The sequence below is a fragment of the Cupriavidus pauculus genome, assembly GCF_008801835.1.
In the GTDB taxonomy this organism is placed as follows: Bacteria; Pseudomonadota; Gammaproteobacteria; order Burkholderiales; family Burkholderiaceae; genus Cupriavidus; species Cupriavidus pauculus.
The window spans coordinates 282,062-301,374 of record NZ_VZOW01000001.1 but is presented as its reverse complement, the minus strand read 5'-3'; the positions used below and the strand labels follow the sequence as shown (position 1 = coordinate 301,374).

Annotated in this window: 16 protein-coding genes and 1 pseudogene; 10 read left to right on the top strand and 7 right to left on the bottom strand. The window is 65.9% G+C overall.

Translation table 11 applies throughout. The features are described 5' to 3' along the window. Positions 1 to 17: 17 nt before the first annotated feature. The 5 genes from F7R19_RS01310 to F7R19_RS01290 all read left to right on the top strand — a co-directional run bounded on the left by F7R19_RS01310 (position 18) and on the right by F7R19_RS01290 (position 6,866). Positions 18 to 1,631, top strand: coding sequence for a bifunctional aspartate transaminase/aspartate 4-decarboxylase (locus tag F7R19_RS01310; RefSeq protein ID WP_061955151.1), 1,614 nt, complete (start codon positions 18 to 20; stop codon positions 1,629 to 1,631). A gap of 58 nt (positions 1,632 to 1,689) precedes the next feature. Further along, complete coding sequence (aspT, locus tag F7R19_RS01305; RefSeq protein ID WP_061955149.1) at positions 1,690 to 3,381, top strand: aspartate-alanine antiporter; 1,692 nt, start codon at positions 1,690 to 1,692, stop codon at positions 3,379 to 3,381. Positions 3,382 to 3,626: 245 nt separating this feature from the next. Next, a complete protein-coding gene (locus tag F7R19_RS01300; protein ID WP_150979103.1) occupies positions 3,627 to 4,955 on the top strand; it encodes an MFS transporter in 1,329 nt (442 codons plus the stop codon). Positions 4,956 to 4,991: 36 nt separating this feature from the next. Then, on the top strand, positions 4,992 to 5,609 hold the full coding sequence (locus F7R19_RS01295; RefSeq protein ID WP_150979284.1) for an RBBP9/YdeN family alpha/beta hydrolase: 618 nt from the start codon (positions 4,992 to 4,994) through the stop codon (positions 5,607 to 5,609). Positions 5,610 to 5,702: 93 nt separating this feature from the next. After that, positions 5,703 to 6,866: a porin gene (locus tag F7R19_RS01290; RefSeq protein WP_061955147.1), complete on the top strand. Its 1,164-nt coding sequence runs from the start codon at positions 5,703 to 5,705 to the stop codon at positions 6,864 to 6,866. A gap of 127 nt (positions 6,867 to 6,993) precedes the next feature. On the opposite strand, the gene F7R19_RS01285 is transcribed toward F7R19_RS01290, so the two are convergent. Continuing rightward, a complete protein-coding gene (locus F7R19_RS01285; RefSeq protein ID WP_150979102.1) occupies positions 6,994 to 8,016 on the bottom strand; it encodes an AraC family transcriptional regulator in 1,023 nt (340 codons plus the stop codon). A gap of 114 nt (positions 8,017 to 8,130) precedes the next feature. Between F7R19_RS01285 and F7R19_RS01280 the strand changes: the two genes are divergently transcribed. The 4 genes from F7R19_RS01280 to F7R19_RS01265 all read left to right on the top strand — a co-directional run bounded on the left by F7R19_RS01280 (position 8,131) and on the right by F7R19_RS01265 (position 11,877). Next, positions 8,131 to 9,189 (top strand): beta-keto acid cleavage family enzyme, encoded by a 1,059-nt coding sequence (locus tag F7R19_RS01280; protein ID WP_150979101.1) that lies wholly within the window; start codon positions 8,131 to 8,133, stop codon positions 9,187 to 9,189. 31 nt (positions 9,190 to 9,220) lie between these two features. Next, entirely contained in the window at positions 9,221 to 9,436 is a 216-nt protein-coding gene (locus F7R19_RS01275) for a DUF1289 domain-containing protein (RefSeq protein WP_061955143.1), read from the top strand. Positions 9,437 to 9,581: 145 nt separating this feature from the next. Beyond that, a complete protein-coding gene (locus F7R19_RS01270; RefSeq protein WP_150979100.1) occupies positions 9,582 to 10,559 on the top strand; it encodes a tripartite tricarboxylate transporter substrate binding protein in 978 nt (325 codons plus the stop codon). Between the two features lie 385 nt (positions 10,560 to 10,944). Next, the gene (locus F7R19_RS01265) at positions 10,945 to 11,877 is read left to right on the top strand and encodes an MBL fold metallo-hydrolase (protein ID WP_061955141.1); all 933 of its coding nucleotides are present in this window, start codon (positions 10,945 to 10,947) and stop codon (positions 11,875 to 11,877) included. Positions 11,878 to 12,017: 140 nt separating this feature from the next. On the opposite strand, the gene F7R19_RS01260 is transcribed toward F7R19_RS01265, so the two are convergent. Both F7R19_RS01260 and F7R19_RS01255 read right to left on the bottom strand, forming a co-directional pair. Continuing rightward, the gene (locus F7R19_RS01260) at positions 12,018 to 12,866 is read right to left on the bottom strand and encodes a TauD/TfdA dioxygenase family protein (protein WP_150979099.1); all 849 of its coding nucleotides are present in this window, start codon (positions 12,864 to 12,866) and stop codon (positions 12,018 to 12,020) included. Positions 12,867 to 12,876: 10 nt separating this feature from the next. Further along, complete coding sequence (locus F7R19_RS01255; RefSeq protein ID WP_150979098.1) at positions 12,877 to 13,857, bottom strand: quinone oxidoreductase family protein; 981 nt, start codon at positions 13,855 to 13,857, stop codon at positions 12,877 to 12,879. Between the two features lie 205 nt (positions 13,858 to 14,062). Between F7R19_RS01255 and F7R19_RS01250 the strand changes: the two genes are divergently transcribed. Further along, entirely contained in the window at positions 14,063 to 15,082 is a 1,020-nt protein-coding gene (locus F7R19_RS01250; RefSeq protein ID WP_211922696.1) for an AraC family transcriptional regulator, read from the top strand. Positions 15,083 to 15,102: 20 nt separating this feature from the next. Here the strand turns inward: F7R19_RS01250 and F7R19_RS01245 are convergent, their stop codons facing one another. The 4 genes and pseudogenes from F7R19_RS01245 to F7R19_RS01230 all read right to left on the bottom strand — a co-directional run. Beyond that, positions 15,103 to 15,543 carry an ion channel gene (locus F7R19_RS01245; protein ID WP_061955135.1) on the bottom strand — a complete coding sequence of 147 codons (441 nt, stop codon included), beginning with the start codon at positions 15,541 to 15,543 and terminating at the stop codon, positions 15,103 to 15,105. 65 nt (positions 15,544 to 15,608) lie between these two features. After that, positions 15,609 to 16,673, bottom strand: coding sequence for a DUF2955 domain-containing protein (locus F7R19_RS01240; RefSeq protein WP_150979096.1), 1,065 nt, complete (start codon positions 16,671 to 16,673; stop codon positions 15,609 to 15,611). Next, positions 16,663 to 17,775: an HlyD family secretion protein gene (locus tag F7R19_RS01235; RefSeq protein WP_150979095.1), complete on the bottom strand. Its 1,113-nt coding sequence runs from the start codon at positions 17,773 to 17,775 to the stop codon at positions 16,663 to 16,665. Before F7R19_RS01235 ends, F7R19_RS01240 begins: the two co-directional genes overlap by 11 nt. 73 nt (positions 17,776 to 17,848) lie before the next feature. Further along, a pseudogene (locus F7R19_RS01230) lies at positions 17,849 to 19,312 on the bottom strand (efflux transporter outer membrane subunit); the annotation flags it as partial. Position 19,313 lies beyond the last annotated feature (1 nt).

The window sequence follows — 19,313 nt, the reverse complement described above, 5'->3', positions numbered from 1 at the left end:
GCCACCGGAGACGCGCAATGAGCAAACGGGATACGTCCAGCCTGGCGAGCTTGTCGCCATTCGAACTGAAAGACGAGCTGATCAAGCTTGCGGGCAGCACCAGTAACCGGCTGATGCTCAATGCCGGGCGCGGCAACCCGAACTTCCTTGCGACCGTTCCGAGACACGGATTCTGGCAACTGGGGCTGTTCGCGATGACCGAATCGGAGCGCTCGTTTTCGTATCTGAGCCCGGGCGTGGGCGGATTCCCGCGCCGCGCGGGCATCGAGGAGCGCTTTGACCTGTTTGCGCGCCACTACCGCGATGTGCCCGGTGTGCACTTCCTGGCGGGCGCGGTCTCCTATGTGCGCGATCAGTTGGGGCTCGACGGCGGCGATTTTCTATACGAAATGTGCGAGGGCATCCTGGCCTGCAACTACCCGGTGCCCGACCGCATGCTCAGGTTGAGCGAAAAGATCGTCAAGCAGTACATCCGCAGGGAAATGATCGGCAAGCATCCGTTCACCGGTGACTTCGATCTCTATGCCGTGGAAGGCGGCACGGCAGCGATGACCTACCTGTTCAACTCGATGCGCGTGAATCATCTGCTGAAGGCGGGCGATACGATCGCGCTGGGCATGCCGATCTTCACCCCGTACATCGAGATCCCGGAGCTGGCTGAATACCACCTGACCGAACTGTCGATCGACGCCGATCCCGCCGCCGGCTGGCAGTATCCGAAGCAGGAACTGGACAAGCTGCGCAACCCCAAGGTGAAGGCGTTCTTCCTGGTCAATCCCAGCAACCCGCCCTCCGTGCGCGTCAGCGACGAAAGCCTGGAATATCTGGCCGAGATCGTCAAGGAGCGTCCGGACCTGATCATTCTGACCGACGATGTGTACGGCACGTTTGCCGACAACTTTGTCTCCCTGTTCGCAATGTGTCCGCACAACACGATCCTCGTGTACTCGTACTCGAAGTACTTCGGTGCCACCGGCTGGCGGCTCGGCGTGATCGCCACGCACAAGTCGAACCTGCTCGACGCCAAGATCGCTGACCTGCCCAAGGACGAGCGCCACGGCCTCAATCAGCGCTATGCGTCGATCACCACCAAGCCGGAAAAATTGCTGTTCATCGACCGCGTGGTGGCCGACAGCCGCACCGTGGCACTGAACCACACCGCCGGCCTGTCCACGCCGCAGCAGGTGCAGATGGTGTTGTTTTCGCTGTTCTCGCTCATGGATACGGCCGAAACGTACAAGCAAACGATGAAGCAGCTGATCCGCAGCCGCAAGGCCGCGCTGTACCGCGGCATGGGCACGCCGCCGGCGCCGGTCGACGCTAACGTGGTCGATTACTACACGCTGCTCGACGTGGAGCAGATGAGCCGAGAAGTCGGTCCCGATTTCGTCGCGTGGCTGCTCGATTCGATCGAGCCGCACGAACTGCTGTTCCGCCTGGCCGAAGAAGCCGGCGTGGTGCTGCTGCCGGGCGGAGGTTTCGGCACGCGGCATCCGTCAGGCCGCGTCTCGCTGGCCAACCTGAACGAGGAGGATTACGTCAAGATCGGTCGATCCGTGCGCAAGCTGCGCGACGAATACCTGGAACGCTACCGCGCCGCGGGCAAAGAGGGCAAGGCCAAGAAAAAATAGGCGCACCCCGGGCAACGCCAGCACGCAGTTCGGACGCCGATAACAAGAGGGAAACATCATGACCTGGTTCGTTGACACGCTGAAGGCCTATCCGGAGATCGCCATATTCCTTGCGCTGGGCATCGGGTACTGGGTCGGCGGCAAGAGCTTCAAGGGCTTCAGCCTTGGCGCTGTGACGTCGACCCTGCTGGTGGCCATTGTCATCGGCATCCTGGGCGTCAAGATCTCGGCCAACGTGAAGTCGGTGTTCTTCCTGATGTTCCTGTTTGCCGTGGGCTACGGCGTGGGGCCGCAGTTCGTGCGCGGCATTGCCAAGGACGGGCTGCCGCAGGCGATCTTCGCGGCAATCATGGCGGTCTTCTCGCTGGCAGCGGCGGCCGTGGCGGCGAAGATCGCCGGCTACGATCTCGGTTCGGCGGCGGGCCTGTTCGCGGGGTCGCAGACCATCTCCGCATCGATGGGCCTGGCCACCGACGCCATCAATCGGCTGGGGCGCTCGCCCGAGGAAACCAAGGTCCTGCTGGACGGCATGCCCATCGCCTATGCGGTGACCTATATCTTCGGCACCGTGGGCTCGGCCATCATCCTGGCGCAGCTGGGGCCCAAACTGCTCAATATCGATCTGGTGGCGGCATGCAAGGAATACGAGACGATGCTGGGCGCCGGCTCGGCCAGCGCCGATGGGGCGACCGAATGGCATGACTTCGAGATGCGCGCGTATTCCGTGGCGCAGGACAGCCCGTTCATCGGCCGCACGGTCGGCGAGATCGAGGCCGGCACGCGCGAAGGCGTGCGCGCATTTGTGGAGCGGATCCGGCGCAACGGCAAGATCATCGAGATCGACCGCACCACCGTGATCGAAGCGCAGGACGTGGTGGCGATCGGCGGCAAGCGCGACCAGATGATTCTGCGGCTGGGACCGAGCGGACGCGAGGTGGAAGATGCGGAATTGCTGAACATCCCGACCGAAGGCGTCGACATCTACATCACCAACAAGAAGGTCGACGACAAGACGCTGCAGGAGCTCGCGCGCTGGCCCGGCGCGCGCGGCGTGTTCCTGAAAAAGATCAAGCGCGGCCCGACCGAGACAGTGATCCCGGTGCTGCCCAAGACGCGCCTATATCGCGGCGACGTGATCACCGTGGTCGGGCGCACGCAGGACATCAACGCCGCCGCGCGCGAGATCGGCTACGTCGATCGCCCCACCACCGTGACTGACGTGGCGTTCGTGTCGCTGGCCATTACCGTCGGCGCGCTGATCGGCGCCGTCGTGATCAACGTGGCCGGCATCCCGCTGACGATTTCGACGGCAGGCGGATCGCTGATTGCCGGCATCGTGTTCGGCTGGTTCCGCGCCATTCATCCAACCTTTGGACGGATCCCCGAACCGACGTTGTGGTTCATGAACTCGGTGGGCCTGAACGTGTTCATCGCCGTGGTCGGCATTTCCGCCGGGCCCGGCTTTGTCGCCGGGCTGCAGAAGCTCGGCATCAGCCTGTTCCTGTGGGGCATTTTCGCCACCACCGTGCCGCTGCTTCTCGGCATGCTGCTGGCAAAGTTCGTGTTCAAGTTTCACCCCGCGCTGATCCTCGGCATCTGCGCCGGCGCGCGCACCACAACGGCCGCGCTCGGCATGGTGTGCGAAGCGGCCAAGAGCCAGGTGCCCGGGCTTGGCTACACGGTTACGTATGCCGTGGGCAACACGCTGCTGACGATCTGGGGCATGGTGATCATCATCATCCTGTCCTGACGCCGGACCGCGCGCATACGCCGCCTGTCTGCGGTTATCGCCCCAGGGCCTTGGGGGCGCAGCAAGCGCCGCCTGACGTCCAACGGGTTTTCCCGCACTGTCCCAAAATGCAAAACCGTTGTCACGGATAATCAAATCGTCGCCTCCCAATACGGGATACTTCGCTCGTCGCGGCCAGCCCGGCGCGCGTAGCCGCAAGCAGGTTTTCACCTGCTGTGGCGCAAGTATTCGAGGAGACGGTTTTCATGTTCCCACGCAACCGCAACCGCACCTATGCGGACGCTCCGGCCCGTAACGGCCGCCCACCGCGTTCGCGCCATTACCCCTGGCTGGTCTTTGCATTGAGCTTTTGCCTGCTGTTGTCCGACTACATGTCGCGCCAGGTGCTCAACGCGCTGTTTCCGCTGCTCAAGGCGGAATGGCTGCTGAGCGACGCCAGCCTCGGCGCGCTCGGCGGCGTGGTGGCGCTGATGGTGGGCGTGCTGACCGTGCCGCTGTCGATGCTCGCCGACCGTTGGGGACACGTGCGCAGCCTCACGCTGATGGCGTTGCTGTGGAGTCTGGCCACGCTCGGATGCGCGCTGGCCAATTCGTTCGGCGCGATGTTCGTCGCCAGGCTATGCGTGGGCGTTGGCGAAGCGGCCTACGGCAGCGTCGGCATCGCGCTGGTGCTCTCGGTGTTTCCGCGCGACATGCGCTCCACGCTCAGCGCGGCGTTCATCGCCGGCGGCGCTTTCGGATCGGTGTTGGGCATGGCGCTCGGCGGCGTGATCTCGGCTCATTTCGGCTGGCGCTTTGCGTTTGCCGGCATGGCGCTGTTCGGGCTGGTGCTGGTTGTGTTGTACCGCATGGTCGTGACCGAACGCCGACTGCAGCAGCAGCGCGTAACAGTCGAGCCTTCGCACCCCGCCGCCGCGCCAGGCTGCGCCATGTCGATCCGCGCCCTGCCCGCGGCGCTGTTCTCGTCGCGCTCGATCCTGTGCGCGTACGTGGGCAGCGCCTTGCAGTTGCTGGTGATGGGGTCGCTGCTGGCGTGGATGCCGAGCTATCTTGGCCGCTACTACGGCATGGCCACGGCGCCCGCGGGCCTGGCATCGGCCGGCTTCGTGCTGGCCGGCGGCGCCGGCATGATCATGTGCGGCGTGCTGACCGACCGCGTAGCGCGCCGCACGCCCGCGCTGAAGTGGCGCATGGCCATGCTCTACAGCGTGGGTTGCTTCGCCCTGCTCTTCACTGGATTTCATATGGCGCCCGGCGCGGCGCAACTGGCGCTGATGGCGGGCGGCATGCTGCTGGCCGGCGGCAGCGCCGGACCGGCCAGCGCGGCGGTGGCCAACCTCACCGACCCGAGCATCCACGCCACGGCATTCGCCACGCTGACGCTCGCCAACAACCTGATCGGCCTGGCGCCAGGGCCATATCTGGCCGGCGTACTGGCCGACCACATCGGCCTGTCGCTCGCGTTGCAGTGGCTCACGCTCGGTGCGTTGCTGGCCGCGCTGTGCTTCGTGATCGGACGCCGCACCTATTCGGCCGACCTGTTGCGCCTGGCGCAGCGCGGCCGGTACGCCTGATTTCTTCCACGACACCGACTGACGATGACGATGACGATGCACCTGCCATCCGACACCACGATCCTGATCGTCCCCGGTCTGCGCGACCACGTTGCCGAGCACTGGCAAACGCTGTTGCAGGCCGAACTGCCAAACGCGCGCAGCGTGCCGCCGCTGGAGATCGACAAGCTTAGCCGCGCAGCGCGTGTCGCCGCACTGGACGCGGCCATGGCCGCCATCGACGGCCCCGTGATGCTGGTCGCGCACAGCGCCGGCGTGATGATCACCGCGCATTGGGTCCACAGCGGCTCGGCTCATCTGGGCCGCGTGCGCGGTGCGCTGCTGGCAACGCCGGCCGATCTCGAGCGCCCGATGCCGCCCGGCTATCCGGACATGGCGACGCTGGACGAGCACGGCTGGCTGCCGGTGCCACGCCGCCCGTTGCCCTTCCCCGCGCTGCTGGCCGCGAGCCGCAACGACCCGCTTGCGGCGTTCGAGCGTGCCGCCGATCTGGCCGGCGATTGGGGTTGCTGGATCGAGGACCTGGGCGAAGTCGGTCATCTGAATCCCGCTGCCGGCTTCGGGCCATGGCCGCAAGCCAAGGCGCTGATCGGGAGGCTGGCGGCACTGACGTCGCACCCGGCACCGAGCGCACCCAACGGTTCAGCGCAATAGGTTTTCGCAGTCATCCGCAGTACCCCACGTTGTAATTTCCGACGGAAAAACCGCAGCAATTCAGCACAAAAAACACAAGAGGAGACTTGTCACATGAAGCTCAAGGGCATGGCCATGGCCGCATTGCTTGCGTGCACCGGCAGCGCTTTCGCGCAATCGAACGTCATTCTGTATGGCGTGGCCGACATCAACATGGAATACGTGAACCACGTGGGCGCCGTGCCTACCGCGGCGAACGGCTTCAATCCCGGCCCGTCGCACGACGTGTACCGCATGAGTTCCGGCGGTCTGGCGGGCTCGCGCTGGGGCTTGCGCGGCACCGAGGACCTGGGCGGCGGCCTCAGTGGCGTGTTCGTGCTGGAGAGCGGTTTCAGCCTCGACAACGGCACGCTGCAGCAAAGCGGCCGGCTGTTTGGCCGCCAGGCTTTCCTGGGATTATCCGATGCACGTTTCGGGCAAATCAGCCTGGGCCGCCAATACACCTCGATGTTCGAGGCGCTGGCCAACTTTTCGCCGACCGCGTATGCCACGCAGTACGAGCCCGTGGTGCTGCAATCGGGCGCCAACTTCCGCGAGGACAACACCGTCAAGTACACCGGCAAGTTCGGGCCGGTGACCGCGTTGGCGCACTATTCGTTCGGCACCGGCCTGGCGCTGCCGGCCTCGGTGGGCTTGCCGATCCCGATCGGCGGCAATGGCGAGGTGCCGGGATCGTTCCGCCGTGACACCGCCTACGGTGCGGCGCTGGCCTGGCAGAGCGGCCCGTTCGGCGCGACGGTCGGCTATGACCAGTGGAATCCCACCATCGGCACCAGCAGCGGCACCCTCAAGAAGCTCGCGGTGGGCGCCAGTTATACCTTCGGCAACGTTGCCAAGATCATGGGCGGTTATCGCTGGGGCCAGAACAAGAACGCCGCGGGCGACACCCTCCAGCGCGACGACTTCTACTGGATCGGCGCCAACTACCAGCTGACGCCAGCCGTCGGCCTGACGCTCGAATACAACTATGACGACGTCAAGAACCTGTACGGCGCCAACGCCCCCAATCCGTGGCAGATTGCCTTCGTCGCCAACTATGCGTTCTCGAAGCGCACCGATGTCTACCTCACGACCGCCTACGCCAAGAACGCGGGCCTGATGATGGAATCGCTGGCCACGGTCTACGCCAACAGCCTGTCGCTGGGCAACAGCTACGCGCTCGCCAACGGCCAGAGCAACATGATCGGTGTGGCAATCGGCGTGCGCCACAAGTTCTGATGCCTGCCATCGACTGAAGCGTCCAGTATCTCGCGTGCGGCAGTCGGTTGGTATCGGGATCTCTTACCCCGCCCGGCACGAACCGAACCGCTTGGGCCACCCGGCACGATGCCGGCGTGGCCATTTTTCATGGTGCGGACGAGTCATGGGCTGCGCCGTGTGTGGCGCGCCACTTCGATACGCTGCAGCCAAACTGCGTGCCAAACCAGCGCGAGAACGCGCTCAGCGATGAGAAGCCGAGCAAGGTGGCCACTTCCGACAGCGGCCGTGCGCGATTCTCGATATAACGCGTGACCAGCGTCTTGCGCGCGTCGTTGACCACATCCGAATAGGTGGTGCCTTCCTGCTGCAGCCAGCGATGCACGGTGCGGCGGTCGACGCCAAGCTGCAGCGCCACGCGATCCACGGAACACGTGCCGCCCGCCAGCAGTGCGTGCACCAGCCTGCGCACCTTGTCGGCCATGCTGGCGTTGGACTGCGCCAGTAACGCGTGCAGATAGCGTCGCACCTGCTGCGCCATGACCGGATCGTACGAAGGCAGCGGTGCGTTCAGGTCCGACGCCACACACACGATGCCATCGAAATCCTGGTTGAACAGCGCCTGCATGCCGAACACGCGCAAATATGCTGCGTGGCTTTCGGGCGGCGCATGCGAAAAGCAGATGCTGCGCGGCCGCCACGACGGCCCCAGGAACAGGCTCAGCATGCGATACACCACGCCTGCGGCTAGCTCGGTAGCCTGGCGCAGCGATCCGGGCGCATCGCTGAGGATGTGCAGGCGGATCACGACCAGGCCGTCGACATTTTCCACGCGCATCGCCAGCGCCTCGTTCTGCAGGCCCATATACCGCACCATCGATTCCAGCGCGCCGCGCAGCGTCGGTTCCTCGCGCACTACAAAGGCGAGCGGGCCCAGATTAGAGAACTGGCGCAGCTCGGCCATGCGCAGCGCAAAATCGGGCGCGTTTGCCAGCAGCGCCGACGCTTCCAGCAGCCTGCCCACCGACGCGGCGGGAATGCGTGTATCGGGATCGAGCAGCGCGTTGCGCCCGATCCGTGCATTGCGCAGCATCTGGTGGGGATCGAGCCCCACCGCACGCGCCACTTCCACGTAGTTGGTAAGGCTTGCGCTGCGAAGGTAATAGGACATCGTGTTTTCCCTGACTGTCCCGAAATGTAAATGGACTGTCCCGCAGCGTCAAATTGCCGCGCGCCGTTGATCGATACTTCCAGCACCGAAACGCACCTTCAATGGAGCCAGCACATGCAATTTCTCGACGATTCGCTGCACCCGGAAAACATGGAAAAAGTGGTCATCACGGTGGCCCCGTATGGGCCGGAATGGATGCCCGAGGATTTCCCCGAAGACATCCCGGTGACGATGGAAGCGCAGATTCACAAGGCAGTGGACTGCTACGAGGCCGGCGCCACGGTGCTGCACCTGCACGTGCGCGAACTCGACGGCAAGGGCTCCAAGCGCCTGTCGAAGTTCAACGAGCTGATTGCCGGCGTGCGCGCGGCCGTGCCCGACATGATCATCCAGGTGGGCGGCTCGATCTCCTTCGCGCCGGAAGACGAAGGTCAGGCCGCGGTGTGGCTGTCCGACGATACGCGCCACATGCTGGCGGACCTGGACCCGAAGCCCGACCAGGTGACCGTGGCAATCAACACCACGCAGATGAACATCATGGAACTGCTCTACCCCGAATATCTCGAGGGTACGTCGCTGTCCAATCCGGCCTTTATCGAGGCCTATCGCGAAATGACCGTGCCGGCCGGTCCCGGTTGGGTCGAAGAGCATCTGCGCCGCCTGTCCGCGTCGGGCATCCAGCCGCATTTCCAGCTGACCGGCATCCACGCCCTGGAAACGCTCGAACGCATGGTGCGCGCCGGCGCGTACAAGGGCCCGCTGAACCTGACGTGGATCGGCATCGGCGGCGGCTTCGACGGTCCCAACCCGTTCAACTTCTTCAACTTCGTTCATCGCGCGCCAGACGGCTGCACGCTGACGGCCGAATCGCTGCTCAAGAACGTGCTGCCGTTCAACATGATGGCGATGGCGATGGGCATGCATCCGCGCTGCGGCATCGAGGACACCATCATCGACCAGCACGGCAGGCGCATGACGTCGGTGCAGCAAATCCAGCAGTGCGTGCGCGTGGCGCATGAACTGGGCCGCGAGATTGCCAGCGGCAAGGAAGCGCGCGAAATCTATCGCATCGGTACGTGGTACGACAGCGTCGATGAAACGCTCGCCGCACACGGCATGCTGCCCAACCGCCAGCCGGGCCAGAAGCGCGCGCCGCTGCGTGCCGCTGCCTGACTGCCACGCCATACGCTCTACGCAATAGGCCATGTCGACGCCCGACGCATGCACGCCAGTGCCCAATCCCTGCATCAACATCTGCCGGCTCGACGCCGCGCGCAAGTATTGCCAGGGATGCTGGCGCACCTCGGTCGAGATCGGCCTGTGGAGCGGCATGAGCGATGCCCAGCGGGCGTTCGTGATGGAAGCGTTGCCGTCGCGGCGCCAGCGCGGCAACGCGGCGCCGCCGGGAGGCCAGCCCTGAGCGGCCATCGCGCCGCTACGCGCACGGCGCATGTCCCCTGCTTTTCCCGGATCTGCTGAGATTCCGACACTTTCCTGTTCAGCCCACGCGGGGCAGGTCCGGCTCTTTACACACCTACAATATCCACACGATGGAGGAGACAACCATGCCGAAGAGAAACGCCTTGCTCTTCATCCGCCGCGCCGCGGTGCTTGCCGCAGCGGCCCTGCTAATGCCCGCGGCCCACGCATGGACCAACAAGCCGGTCCGCATGCTGGTGCCCGCGCCGGCCGGCGGCACCATGGACGTAATGGCGCGGCTGCTGGCCGAGCAGCTTACCGCTGACCTGGGCCAGCCGGTGGTGGTCGACAACAAGCCCGGCGGCGGCGGCGCGATCGCCATCGCCACCCTGCTGGCCGCCCCGGCCGACGGACAGACCGTGATGGTGACGGCCACCAATGTGCTGACCGAAGTGCCGCAGGTGCAAAAAACGCCCTACGACACGATGAAAGACATCCGCCCACTAGCCGCTGTGGGCCGCTCGCGCATGGTGCTGGTGGGCGCGCCGGGACTGCCGCCCAAGGATCTGAAGAGCCTGATCGCGTACGTCAAGGCCAATCCGGGCAAGCTGAGCTTTGCGTCGTACAGCGCGGGCACGGCATCGCACTATGCGGGGGCCATCATGAACCAGGAAGCCGGCATGGACCTGCAGCACGTGCCGTTTGCGGGTTCCGGCCCGGCGCTGTCACAGGTCATGGGCGGACAGATTCCCCTGATGTACGACGGCATGGTGACATCGCTGCCAATGATTCGCGCTGGCAAGGTGCAGCCGTATGCGGTGGCGTCGAAGACGCGCTCGCCGCTGCTGCCGCAGGTGCCGACCTTTGCCGAACAGGGCTTCCCCGATATCGATTTCAGCAACTGGGTGGGCGTGATCGGCTCATCGCATCTGCCGATGGATCTGTCCGTGAAAATCCAGAACGCCGTGTACAAGGCCGCGAACCAGCCCAAGGTGCGCGAACGCCTCGAAGCGCTCGGCTATGAACCGATGCCTCCGCAGACGCTGCAGGAACTGGAGCGCTCGCTGCACGCCGAATACGATCGCAACGCCACCATCGTCAAGAACTTCCGGATCCAGCCCTGACGCGCGCAACGCCGGCGCAACCACGGGCCGCCACCACACCCACCATCCAGCCGCCTGCCACCGCAGGCGGTTTTTTTTTCGTCCCGGCTCCGCCACGTTGCACCTTACCAGTCCGCCTGCTGTCGATTGTTGTCGTTCAGACAACACGATGAGCGCCCGCGCGACGCTACTGGCGCGCGCTTCGGCTACCTACAATCCGTTCCGACGATCGACGCACAAGCTGTTGCAGCGGTCGAACGGTCGACGAGGATGGCCGCGCAACGACGCGCGCCGAACCACATCCCCACAGTCGGTCAAGACGCGGTCCAGACCACCAGGTCCGCAAATATGGCAGCACCGCCGCACCGCGCGGCGTATCTCAACCCTACAGACAGGACTAACGAAGATGAGCGCAACCACCCGCAATGTGCAGCCGGTTACCGCCAGCCTTGGCAAGCAAGGCTCCGGCGAACTCGTATCGTCCCGCTACGCGGTACGCGTCGGCGACGTCGACGTCGTGATGATCAGCGATGGCGTTTTGCCGCTGCCGACGTCCACCATGTCCACCAACGTGAGCGAAGGCGACCGCAACGACTGGTTCGACAGCCGCTTCCTGCAGCGCGACATGTTCGACTGGGCGCTGAACATCGCGCTGATTCGCAGCGGCGACCGCCTGATCCTGGTTGACTCGGGCGTGGGCGACGGCTTCGAGTATTTCTCGCGCGCCGGTCGTTCGGTGATGCGCCTGGAGACCGCCGGCATCGACCTCGCCGCAATCACCGACATAGTGATCACGCATATGCACATGGATCACGTTGGCGGCCTGAACATCGATGGCGTCAAGGCCAAGCTGCGCCCCGACGTGCGCATCCACGTGGCGGCGGCCGAGGTGGAATTCTGGAAGAACCCGGACTTCAGCAAGACCGTGATGCCCGAGGCGGTTCCCCCCGCACTGCGCAAGGCGGCAGCCAAGTTTGTGCAGCTCTACGGCGAGAACATCGTGCAGTTCGACCAGATCGTGCAGGTGGCGCCGGGCGTCTCGGCGCGCGTGACCGGCGGTCACACGCCCGGCCACTGCGTGGTGGATGTCGCATCGAAGGGCGAGAAGCTGACCTTCGTCGGCGATGCGCTGTTCGAAGTCGGCTTCGACAACCCGGCGTGGCAAAACGGCTTCGAGCACGAGCCCGAAGTGGCGGTCGACGTGCGGATCGCGCTGCTGAACGAAGCTGCCGAAACGGGATCGATGCTGGCCGCCGCGCACGTGGCGTTCCCGTCGATCGGTCACGTTGCACGGCAAGGCGACCGCTACCGCTTCGTGCCGGTGCAGTGGGACTACTGAAATCGGCCGATCGGCGATCGTCATGAAGATGGCGCCGCCGCACCAAGTCTGCTGCCAACGGCAAGCGCCGCGGGATTCAGGCCCCGCGGCGCTTGGTTCATTCGAAATCAAAACCGCCCGCACATCGGGGCGGCTGCCGTTCAGAACGGCACGCTGCCGATGATGCCCGCGCGTTCCATCTTGCGATGGCACGGGGCATAGTCCATCACCGCGTAGTGCTGCGTGGCCGTGTTGTCCCAGATCGCCACGCTGTCTGGCTGCCAGCGCCACCGTACCTGGAATTCCGGGATATACGCCTGCGACACCAGATAGCGCAGCAGGTCCGCCGCGCCGGGATTGGCATCCTGGCCAAAGCGCACGCGCCCCGGCGTGTGGAAGTTGGTGAAGTGCGTCGTGAAGCCGTTCACGTAGAGGATCTTCTCGCCGGTTTCGGGGTGGGTGCGCACCACCGGGTGTTCGGCGTCCGGATACTGCGCCTTGAGCGCCAGACGCTTTTCGATCGGCATCGCGGCGCCGAAACTGGCCTCGATACTGTGGCGCGCGCGCAGGTCGGCGATCTGGGTCTTGACCTGATCGGGCAGCCGTTCGTAGGCCAGCGCCATGTTGGCCCACATCGTGTCACCGCCCACCGGCGGGCATGCCACGCAGCGTAGCACGGCACCGAACTGCGGTGCCTCGCGCCATGTGGTATCCGAATGCCAGCAGTTCTCGTAACGATCGTTCGGCTGATCGGGCGATTTGTAGATCCGCACCAGACCCGGATGCTCGGGATCGCTGCCCGCCACCGGATGATCCTCCAGTTCGCCGAACCGGCGCGCGAAGGCTACGTGCTCGGCGCGGCTGATCTGCTGACCGCGCAGGAACAGCACGCGGTGCTTGAGCAACTGTTCGCGGATCGCCCCGAACAGGTCGTCATTGCGCACGGCTTCGCCAAGATTCACGCCGATCAGTTCCGCGCCGAGGGCGCAGGTCAGTGGTTGCACTTGCATGATGGGTTCCTCAGATGACGAAGATCGACGATCCGGTGGTCTTGCGCGATTCCAGGTCGCGATGCGCCTGCACTGCGTCTTCCAGCGCGTAACGCTGATTGATCTCGATGCGGATGCGGCCCGCTGCCACGTGGTCGAACAACTCGCGTGCCAGCGTGGCTTTCTCGGCCGGATCGGCAATGTAGTCCGCCAGCGCCGGGCGCGTCAGGTAGACCGATCCCTTCATCGCCAGCAGCACGGGATCGAACGGCGGAATCGGCCCGGACGCCGTGCCCACGCACACCAGCAGGCCGCGCCGCTTCAGCGCATTGAGCGAAGACATGAAGGTGTCCTTGCCGACGCTGTCGAACACCACGTCCGCACCCACGCCGTCCGTGATGTCGCGCACGCGCCGGGCCACGTCCTCACGCGAATAGTTGATGACGTGATCGCAGCCATGCGCGCGCGCCACATCGGCCTTGGCTTCAGTGGAAACCGTGCCGATCACGTTCAGGCCCAGCAGCCGGGCCCATTGCGAAACGATCAGCCCCACTCCGCCGGCAGCGGCGTGCAGCAGGATCGTGTCGCCCGGCTCGAACGCGTGGATGCGGCGCATCAGGTAGGCCGATGTCAGGCCGCGCATCGTCATGGCCGCAGCGGTCTCGAAGCCGATGCTTTCGGGCAGGCGGATCAGCGGCGCAGAGGGCACCAGGCGCTCGGTGCTATAGGCGCCCAACGTGTTCAGAAATCCGGTATAGGTCACGCGGTCGCCGAGCGCGACGTTGGTCACGCCCGCGCCCACCGCCTGCACCACGCCGGAAGCCTCGACGCCCATGCCGGCGGGCAGCGGCACGGGATACGTGCCGTTGCGGAAATAGGTGTCCGCATAGTTCAGGCCCACCGCCACGTGACGGATGCGAACCTGCCCCGGCCCGGGCTCGCCCACTTCCACGTCTTCGTAGCGAAGCACCTCCGGTCCGCCGGTTTCGTACATGCGCACTGCCTTGGCCATCGTCTTGTCTCCAGGATCGCGGCGGCACGATGCGCGCCGCCATGCCTGCAAATCTAGTGGCCGACGGCTTGCCCCGCTTTGCATCGGGCACCGGAGACTTTGCATTTCATGCCAGCGGCCCTATCATTCCGCCCATCACGACAAGCACGTGGTCCGGCACGCCGCCGCGCGTCGCCCGCAACACGTGCGCATGGGGACAAACAAGGTGAGCACGCTGATACGCGCCGCGGCCCTGACCAACTTCTTCGAAGTGGCCGCCGCCATGCATCTCGACGGCCAGCCGCTGCTGCGCCGGGTCGGACTGAGCCGCGCGCTGCTGGCCGATCCCGACCAGCGCATTCCGGCGCAGGCGTGCGTGGCGCTACTGGAGGCCGCTGCGGACGCAGCCGACTGCCCCACTTTCGGACTGCGCATGGCCGAATCGCGCCAGTTGTCCGATTTCGGCACGATGAGCCTGTTGATCAGTCACCAGCCGACCCTGCGCGATGCGCTCGGCACCATCGTGCGTTATCGCCATCTGGTCAATGAATCGGTGGCGATCCTGATCGAGGACGCGGACCACGTGGTGATCATCCGCCAGGAAGTGGTGCTCGACGCGCCGTCGCGGCAAGCGACGGAACTGGCGCTGGGCGTGGTGTTCCGCCTGTGCCGCGCGCTGCTTGGCGCGCAGTGGCATCCGCTCAGCGTCAACTTCACGCACGCGGCGCCGCCGGACACGCGCGTGCATCGGCGGCTGTTCGGATGCCCGCTGGCGTTCGACGCCGAGTTCAACGGCATCGTCTGCCTGCGCGCCGATCTCGACATGCCGCATCCGATGGGCGATGCGGCCATGGCGCGCCACGCGCAGCGCATCGTCGATACGCTCCCGCGCATCAACCAGCCGTCAATCGGGCGCGATGTGCGCAATGCGGTCTACCTGATGCTGCCAATGGGCCGCGCCACGAGCGAGGCCGTGGCGCAGGGCATCGGCCTGAGCCTGCGCTCGATGCAGCGCGCGCTCGATGCCTCCGGCGAATCGTTCACCGACATCCTGACCGAAGTGCGCCGCGATCTGGCGCAGCGTTACGTCGGCAATCCGGCCTATTCGCTGCTGCGCGTGTCCGAACTGCTTGGCTACGGTTCGGCGGCGTCTTTCACGCGCTGGTTTTCAGCGCAATTTGGGCAGCCGCCCAACGTCTGGCGTCGCGAGCACGCGGGCAAGGCCGACGCGGCAACGCGAACGTAGCGCGCGCGCTCGCCATCGGGTCAGGACGCATCGTTGCGCCGGGCGGAATTGACCTTGACCACATCGAGCACGGCGGCGGTCATCAGCGCCGTCGACAGTCCGAACATCAGGATGCCGTGCGCCGACTCGATCGGGCCCAGCATGCGCCAGCGTGCCGACATTACGATGTCGCCATAGCCCAGCGTGGCGAAGTTGACCGCCGAGTGGTAAAACGCGGCCGAGAATTCGCCGAACTCGCCAAGCAGCACAAACAGCGCGGCCCACACCGCCATCTGCGCAAAGTTGCACAGCAGCGTCAGCAACATCACGGCCGCCAGCAGCGCGACGTCGGTCCAGAACGGCCGCCGGCCGGTGCGCACGCTGCCGACATGGACGTAGCGCAGGCAGACCGCCACCACGATGCACTGCAGCAGCAGGCACACCAACATCACCGGCGCGGCAATGAGCAGATGCAGATGCATGACGCACTCCCTGGTTGCGTGAATCGATGTGCGCCGGATGGCTTTGGCGGCGCGCGCATATGGCGCTATACGGCGGCGCGCGGCGCGCTCCGGCGCCGGTCCAGCAGCAACAGCATGGCGTACGCATAGAGCGAAACGCCGGTAAACAGCGCCATGCGGATCGCGAACGCCCGATACACGTCCTTGCCGGCGGCGCTGTCTTCCACCGATTGACCGAGCAGGATGATCATCGTCACCAGGCTGTTGGACCAGAGTCCGGGCGATGTTCGCGCGCTGCGCAGGCCAAACAGCCGCCGCCCCACCAGCAGCGCGATAAATGCCATCCACAGGCAGTACATCCAGAGATGGACGAACAGGCCCAGCGCCAGCCAGAACGTCATCGCCAGCAGGCCGCCCATCAGCGTGGACCCGACCAGTTCGAGCGCTGCCTGGCGCGCCGTGGTGCAGCTCTGGCGCGCCAGGCCGATCGCCTTCATCACGATCGGCAGGTATGCGGCCGGGTCCGTCATGGCCAGCAGAAAAGTCGGCATCACGACCAGCGTGGCGCGCCATGCGAGGCGGTCGGCATCGCCAGGAACGATGGCGGACGCGGGCGCGGCGCGCGGTGGCGCGGCTGGCCCGGGAATCAGCCACACACTCACGCCCAGCGCCGCGGACGCGCACAGCAGACCCTTGCCCAGGCCCTCCACCACCGTCAGCGCCAGCGCGGTGCTGGTGGTGCCTGCCGCGGCGATCAGCGTCACGCCGGCCGCCAGGAACATCGACACCAGCGCATTGCCGCCGCGCAGCCCGTGGCGAAACGCGAGGAACAGGCACAGCCCCGTGATCAGCACCCCGCTGAACGGCGCCTGCCGCAGAATCGGCGCGATCAACAGGCCGCTGCCGGTCGTCGCCATCACCATCAGCGCCAGCCCCACACCGGCGCGCAGCGAAAGCGCCCGGTCCATCGACACGCACAGGTAGACCGCCATCACCGGCGCCACCATCGGTATCGGCAACTGCGCGCCATAGCTCACGCCAACACACAGCGCCGTTGCCAACGCAAGCCGCATCGCGCGCCGTGCCGGCGCGGCAGCGATCGACGATGGCCGCGATTCAGTAGACGATTGACTAGACGATTCAGTAGACATAGGACAGCCAGCTCATCAGCCACAGAAACAGCCGACCCAGCGGATTGAGCGGATTACCGGGCTGCGGGAATGCCATCACTTCAGCCTGGCCGCCCACGCGAATGCCGTGCAGCGAGGCCAGTTGGCCCGGGTCGATATCGACCACCACCGGAAAGCGCTGCGCGGGACGCAACCAGTCGCGGCTGGTTTGCACGGTGGGCAGGCCGCCCGGCGGCGGCTGCTGCCCTGCGCTGACGCCATACCCGATGCTGCGGATCGTGCCCTCGAAAACCTTGCCCGGATAGGCGTCGAGCACCACGGCGACCGGCGTGCCGGGGCGCAGTCTGCCAAGGTTGTTTTCAGTCATGTCGGCGCTGATCCAGACGTCGTGGATCGCGATCAGCGTCATGACCGGCTGGCCCGCCGCGGCATAACGATCGGCCTCGGCGCGCAGGTCGGTCACCAGCCCGCGATTGCGCGCGCGCACGCTGGCGTTGGCCAGATCGAGTTCGGCCTTTTCCAGCGCAGCCGCCGCACTGCGCAGCTTGGCATTGTCGTCCTCCGATCCGCCCTGCTGCTCGCGCGCGCGATCCACTTCGGCGCGCGCCGCGCTGACCTGGCTGATGGCCTGCACATGCGTGGCGCGGGCCACTTCCAGCCGGCGCACCGATATCGTCCCCGGATCATCGCGATACAGCCGCTCCAGGCGCTCGCTGTCCTGCCGCGCCTTGAGTTCGTTCGCCTGCGCCGCGCGCAGCCCCGCCTGCGCGGAAGCAATGCCGGCGGTATTGGCGCCGATCTGCCTGCGCGTGGTTTCAAGATCGGCGCGCGCGCGATCCACCGCAATCCGGTACTGGCGCGCATCGACTTCGAACAGCACGGCGCCTGCCGCGACGTCCTGATTGTTGTGGACGAAGACGCGCGTGATGCGGCCCGATACATCGGGCGCCACCGGGATCACAAAGGCCTGCACGCGCGCCTGCTGGGTATATGGCGTCAGGCGGTCGGCCAGCAGATACCACGTCAGGCTCACGACAATCAGGCCCAGTATCCAGCGGATCGTCTTGCGCGAAGGATCGGCGGGTGGCGCCGCGACGGGGGCGTCCTGCGCGGCGTCACTCATGGCCGGCTGGCTCGGGTGCGGGCAAATCTTTGCCGATCGGCGCGCGCGGCGCTTCGTCGAGCAGGTCGCCTCATGACACGCGCTTGCGCATCTGTTCGCGCGTGGCGTCGTCGACCAGCGGCTGCGCCGTGTACCAGCCGCCGCCGAGCGCCTTGTAGAGCGCGATCAGAAAGTTCACGGCGTCGCCGCGATTGAGCAGATAGGTGTCCTGCTGCGAAAACAGCGCGCGCTGCGCGTCCAGCACGCGCTGAAAGTCCGAATAACCCTCGCGGAACAGGGCGTTGGCCAGCGCCAGCGAGCGCTGCGCCGCATACGCCGCGTCGCGCAGGATCGCGTCGCGCTGCAGCGCGCGCACCAGTCCGCTGGCCGCGTCGTCCGCTTCGCGTGCGGCCTGCCGCACACTGTCCTGATAAGCGACGATCAACTGTTGCAGGCGTGCGTCCTGCACGCGCACGTTGTTGGTGATACGGCCATAGTCGAGGATGTTCCAGCGCACGCTGGGGCCGGCCACCAGCAGCAGGCCGTTCTGTGTGCCGGGCAACGACGTGGCGGACCAGCCGATGCTGCCGATCAGCGAGACCGCAGGAAAAAGATCGGCGCGCGCGACCCCGATCTGCGCCGATTGCGCCGCCATCTTCAGTTCTGCGGCGCGCACGTCGGGACGCCGCAGCAGCAGGCTGGCGGGCACGTCCTGCAGTACCGCGCGATCGATCAGCGGGACCACGCCCTCGCGGTCCGCGTTGGCGTCGAGCTCGCGCAGCGGCGACGGCGGGTGGCCCGTCAGGATGGCCAGCGCATTGCGCGCCTGAACGATCTGCGTTTCCAGCACGGGCTCGGTGCTGAGAGTGCCCAGATACTGCGTACGTGCCTGCTGGAAATCGAGCTCGTCGCTTTCGCCCGCCCTGAACAGTTTCTCGGTGATTTCGAAACTGCGCTTCTGCAGCCGCGCGTTGTCGCGGGCGATACGCAGGCGCGCCTCGGCCGTGCGCATCGCAAAGTAGGTGGACGCCAGTTGCGCATGCAGCAGCACCAGCGCGCTCTCGTGGTTGGCCTGGGCGGCAAAGTACGCGGCGTCGGCCGATTCGATGGCACGCGCGAAGCGTCCCCAGAAATCAAGTTCCCAGCCGATGTCGACGCCAGCGCTGTATTCCCAGACGCGGCTGGTCTGTGCCGTTGCGCCGGACTGCCGGCTGCGCACATACAGCGCATCGGCGCCCGCCTGCTGCATCTGCGGAAAGCGCCCCGCCAGCGCCATGCCCAATTGCGCGCGCGCCTCCATCACGCGCAGTCCGGCGACGCGCACGCCAGCGTCGTTGGCGTCGGCTTGGGCCATCAGCGCATCGAGCACGGGATCGTCGAACACGCGCCACCATTGCCGCATGTCCGGCGCGTCCTGCTGTGTGGTGGCATCCGCCACGGCCTCGTCATGCCACTGGCCGGACCAAGCCTCGCGCTGCGTCTGGAAATCGGGGCCGAGCATGGTGCAGCCGCTGGCCGCCATGGCCAGCGCGATCCATGGGGCGGCGTGCGGCGACATC

Bases quoted from the DNA above. Each gene is read 5' to 3' on its own strand.
- F7R19_RS01310 (WP_061955151.1), top strand. From the start codon at position 18: ATGAGCAAACGGGATACGTCCAGCCTGGCGAGCTTGTCGCCATTCGAA.
- aspT (WP_061955149.1), top strand. From the start codon at position 1,690: ATGACCTGGTTCGTTGACACGCTGAAGGCCTATCCGGAGATCGCCATA.
- F7R19_RS01300 (WP_150979103.1), top strand. From the start codon at position 3,627: ATGTTCCCACGCAACCGCAACCGCACCTATGCGGACGCTCCGGCCCGT.
- F7R19_RS01295 (WP_150979284.1), top strand. From the start codon at position 4,992: ATGCACCTGCCATCCGACACCACGATCCTGATCGTCCCCGGTCTGCGC.
- F7R19_RS01290 (WP_061955147.1), top strand. From the start codon at position 5,703: ATGAAGCTCAAGGGCATGGCCATGGCCGCATTGCTTGCGTGCACCGGC.
- F7R19_RS01285 (WP_150979102.1), bottom strand. From the start codon at position 8,016: ATGTCCTATTACCTTCGCAGCGCAAGCCTTACCAACTACGTGGAAGTG.
- F7R19_RS01280 (WP_150979101.1), top strand. From the start codon at position 8,131: ATGCAATTTCTCGACGATTCGCTGCACCCGGAAAACATGGAAAAAGTG.
- F7R19_RS01275 (WP_061955143.1), top strand. From the start codon at position 9,221: ATGTCGACGCCCGACGCATGCACGCCAGTGCCCAATCCCTGCATCAAC.
- F7R19_RS01270 (WP_150979100.1), top strand. From the start codon at position 9,582: ATGCCGAAGAGAAACGCCTTGCTCTTCATCCGCCGCGCCGCGGTGCTT.
- F7R19_RS01265 (WP_061955141.1), top strand. From the start codon at position 10,945: ATGAGCGCAACCACCCGCAATGTGCAGCCGGTTACCGCCAGCCTTGGC.
- F7R19_RS01260 (WP_150979099.1), bottom strand. From the start codon at position 12,866: ATGCAAGTGCAACCACTGACCTGCGCCCTCGGCGCGGAACTGATCGGC.
- F7R19_RS01255 (WP_150979098.1), bottom strand. From the start codon at position 13,857: ATGGCCAAGGCAGTGCGCATGTACGAAACCGGCGGACCGGAGGTGCTT.
- F7R19_RS01245 (WP_061955135.1), bottom strand. From the start codon at position 15,543: ATGCATCTGCATCTGCTCATTGCCGCGCCGGTGATGTTGGTGTGCCTG.
- F7R19_RS01240 (WP_150979096.1), bottom strand. From the start codon at position 16,673: ATGTCTACTGAATCGTCTAGTCAATCGTCTACTGAATCGCGGCCATCG.
- F7R19_RS01235 (WP_150979095.1), bottom strand. From the start codon at position 17,775: ATGAGTGACGCCGCGCAGGACGCCCCCGTCGCGGCGCCACCCGCCGAT.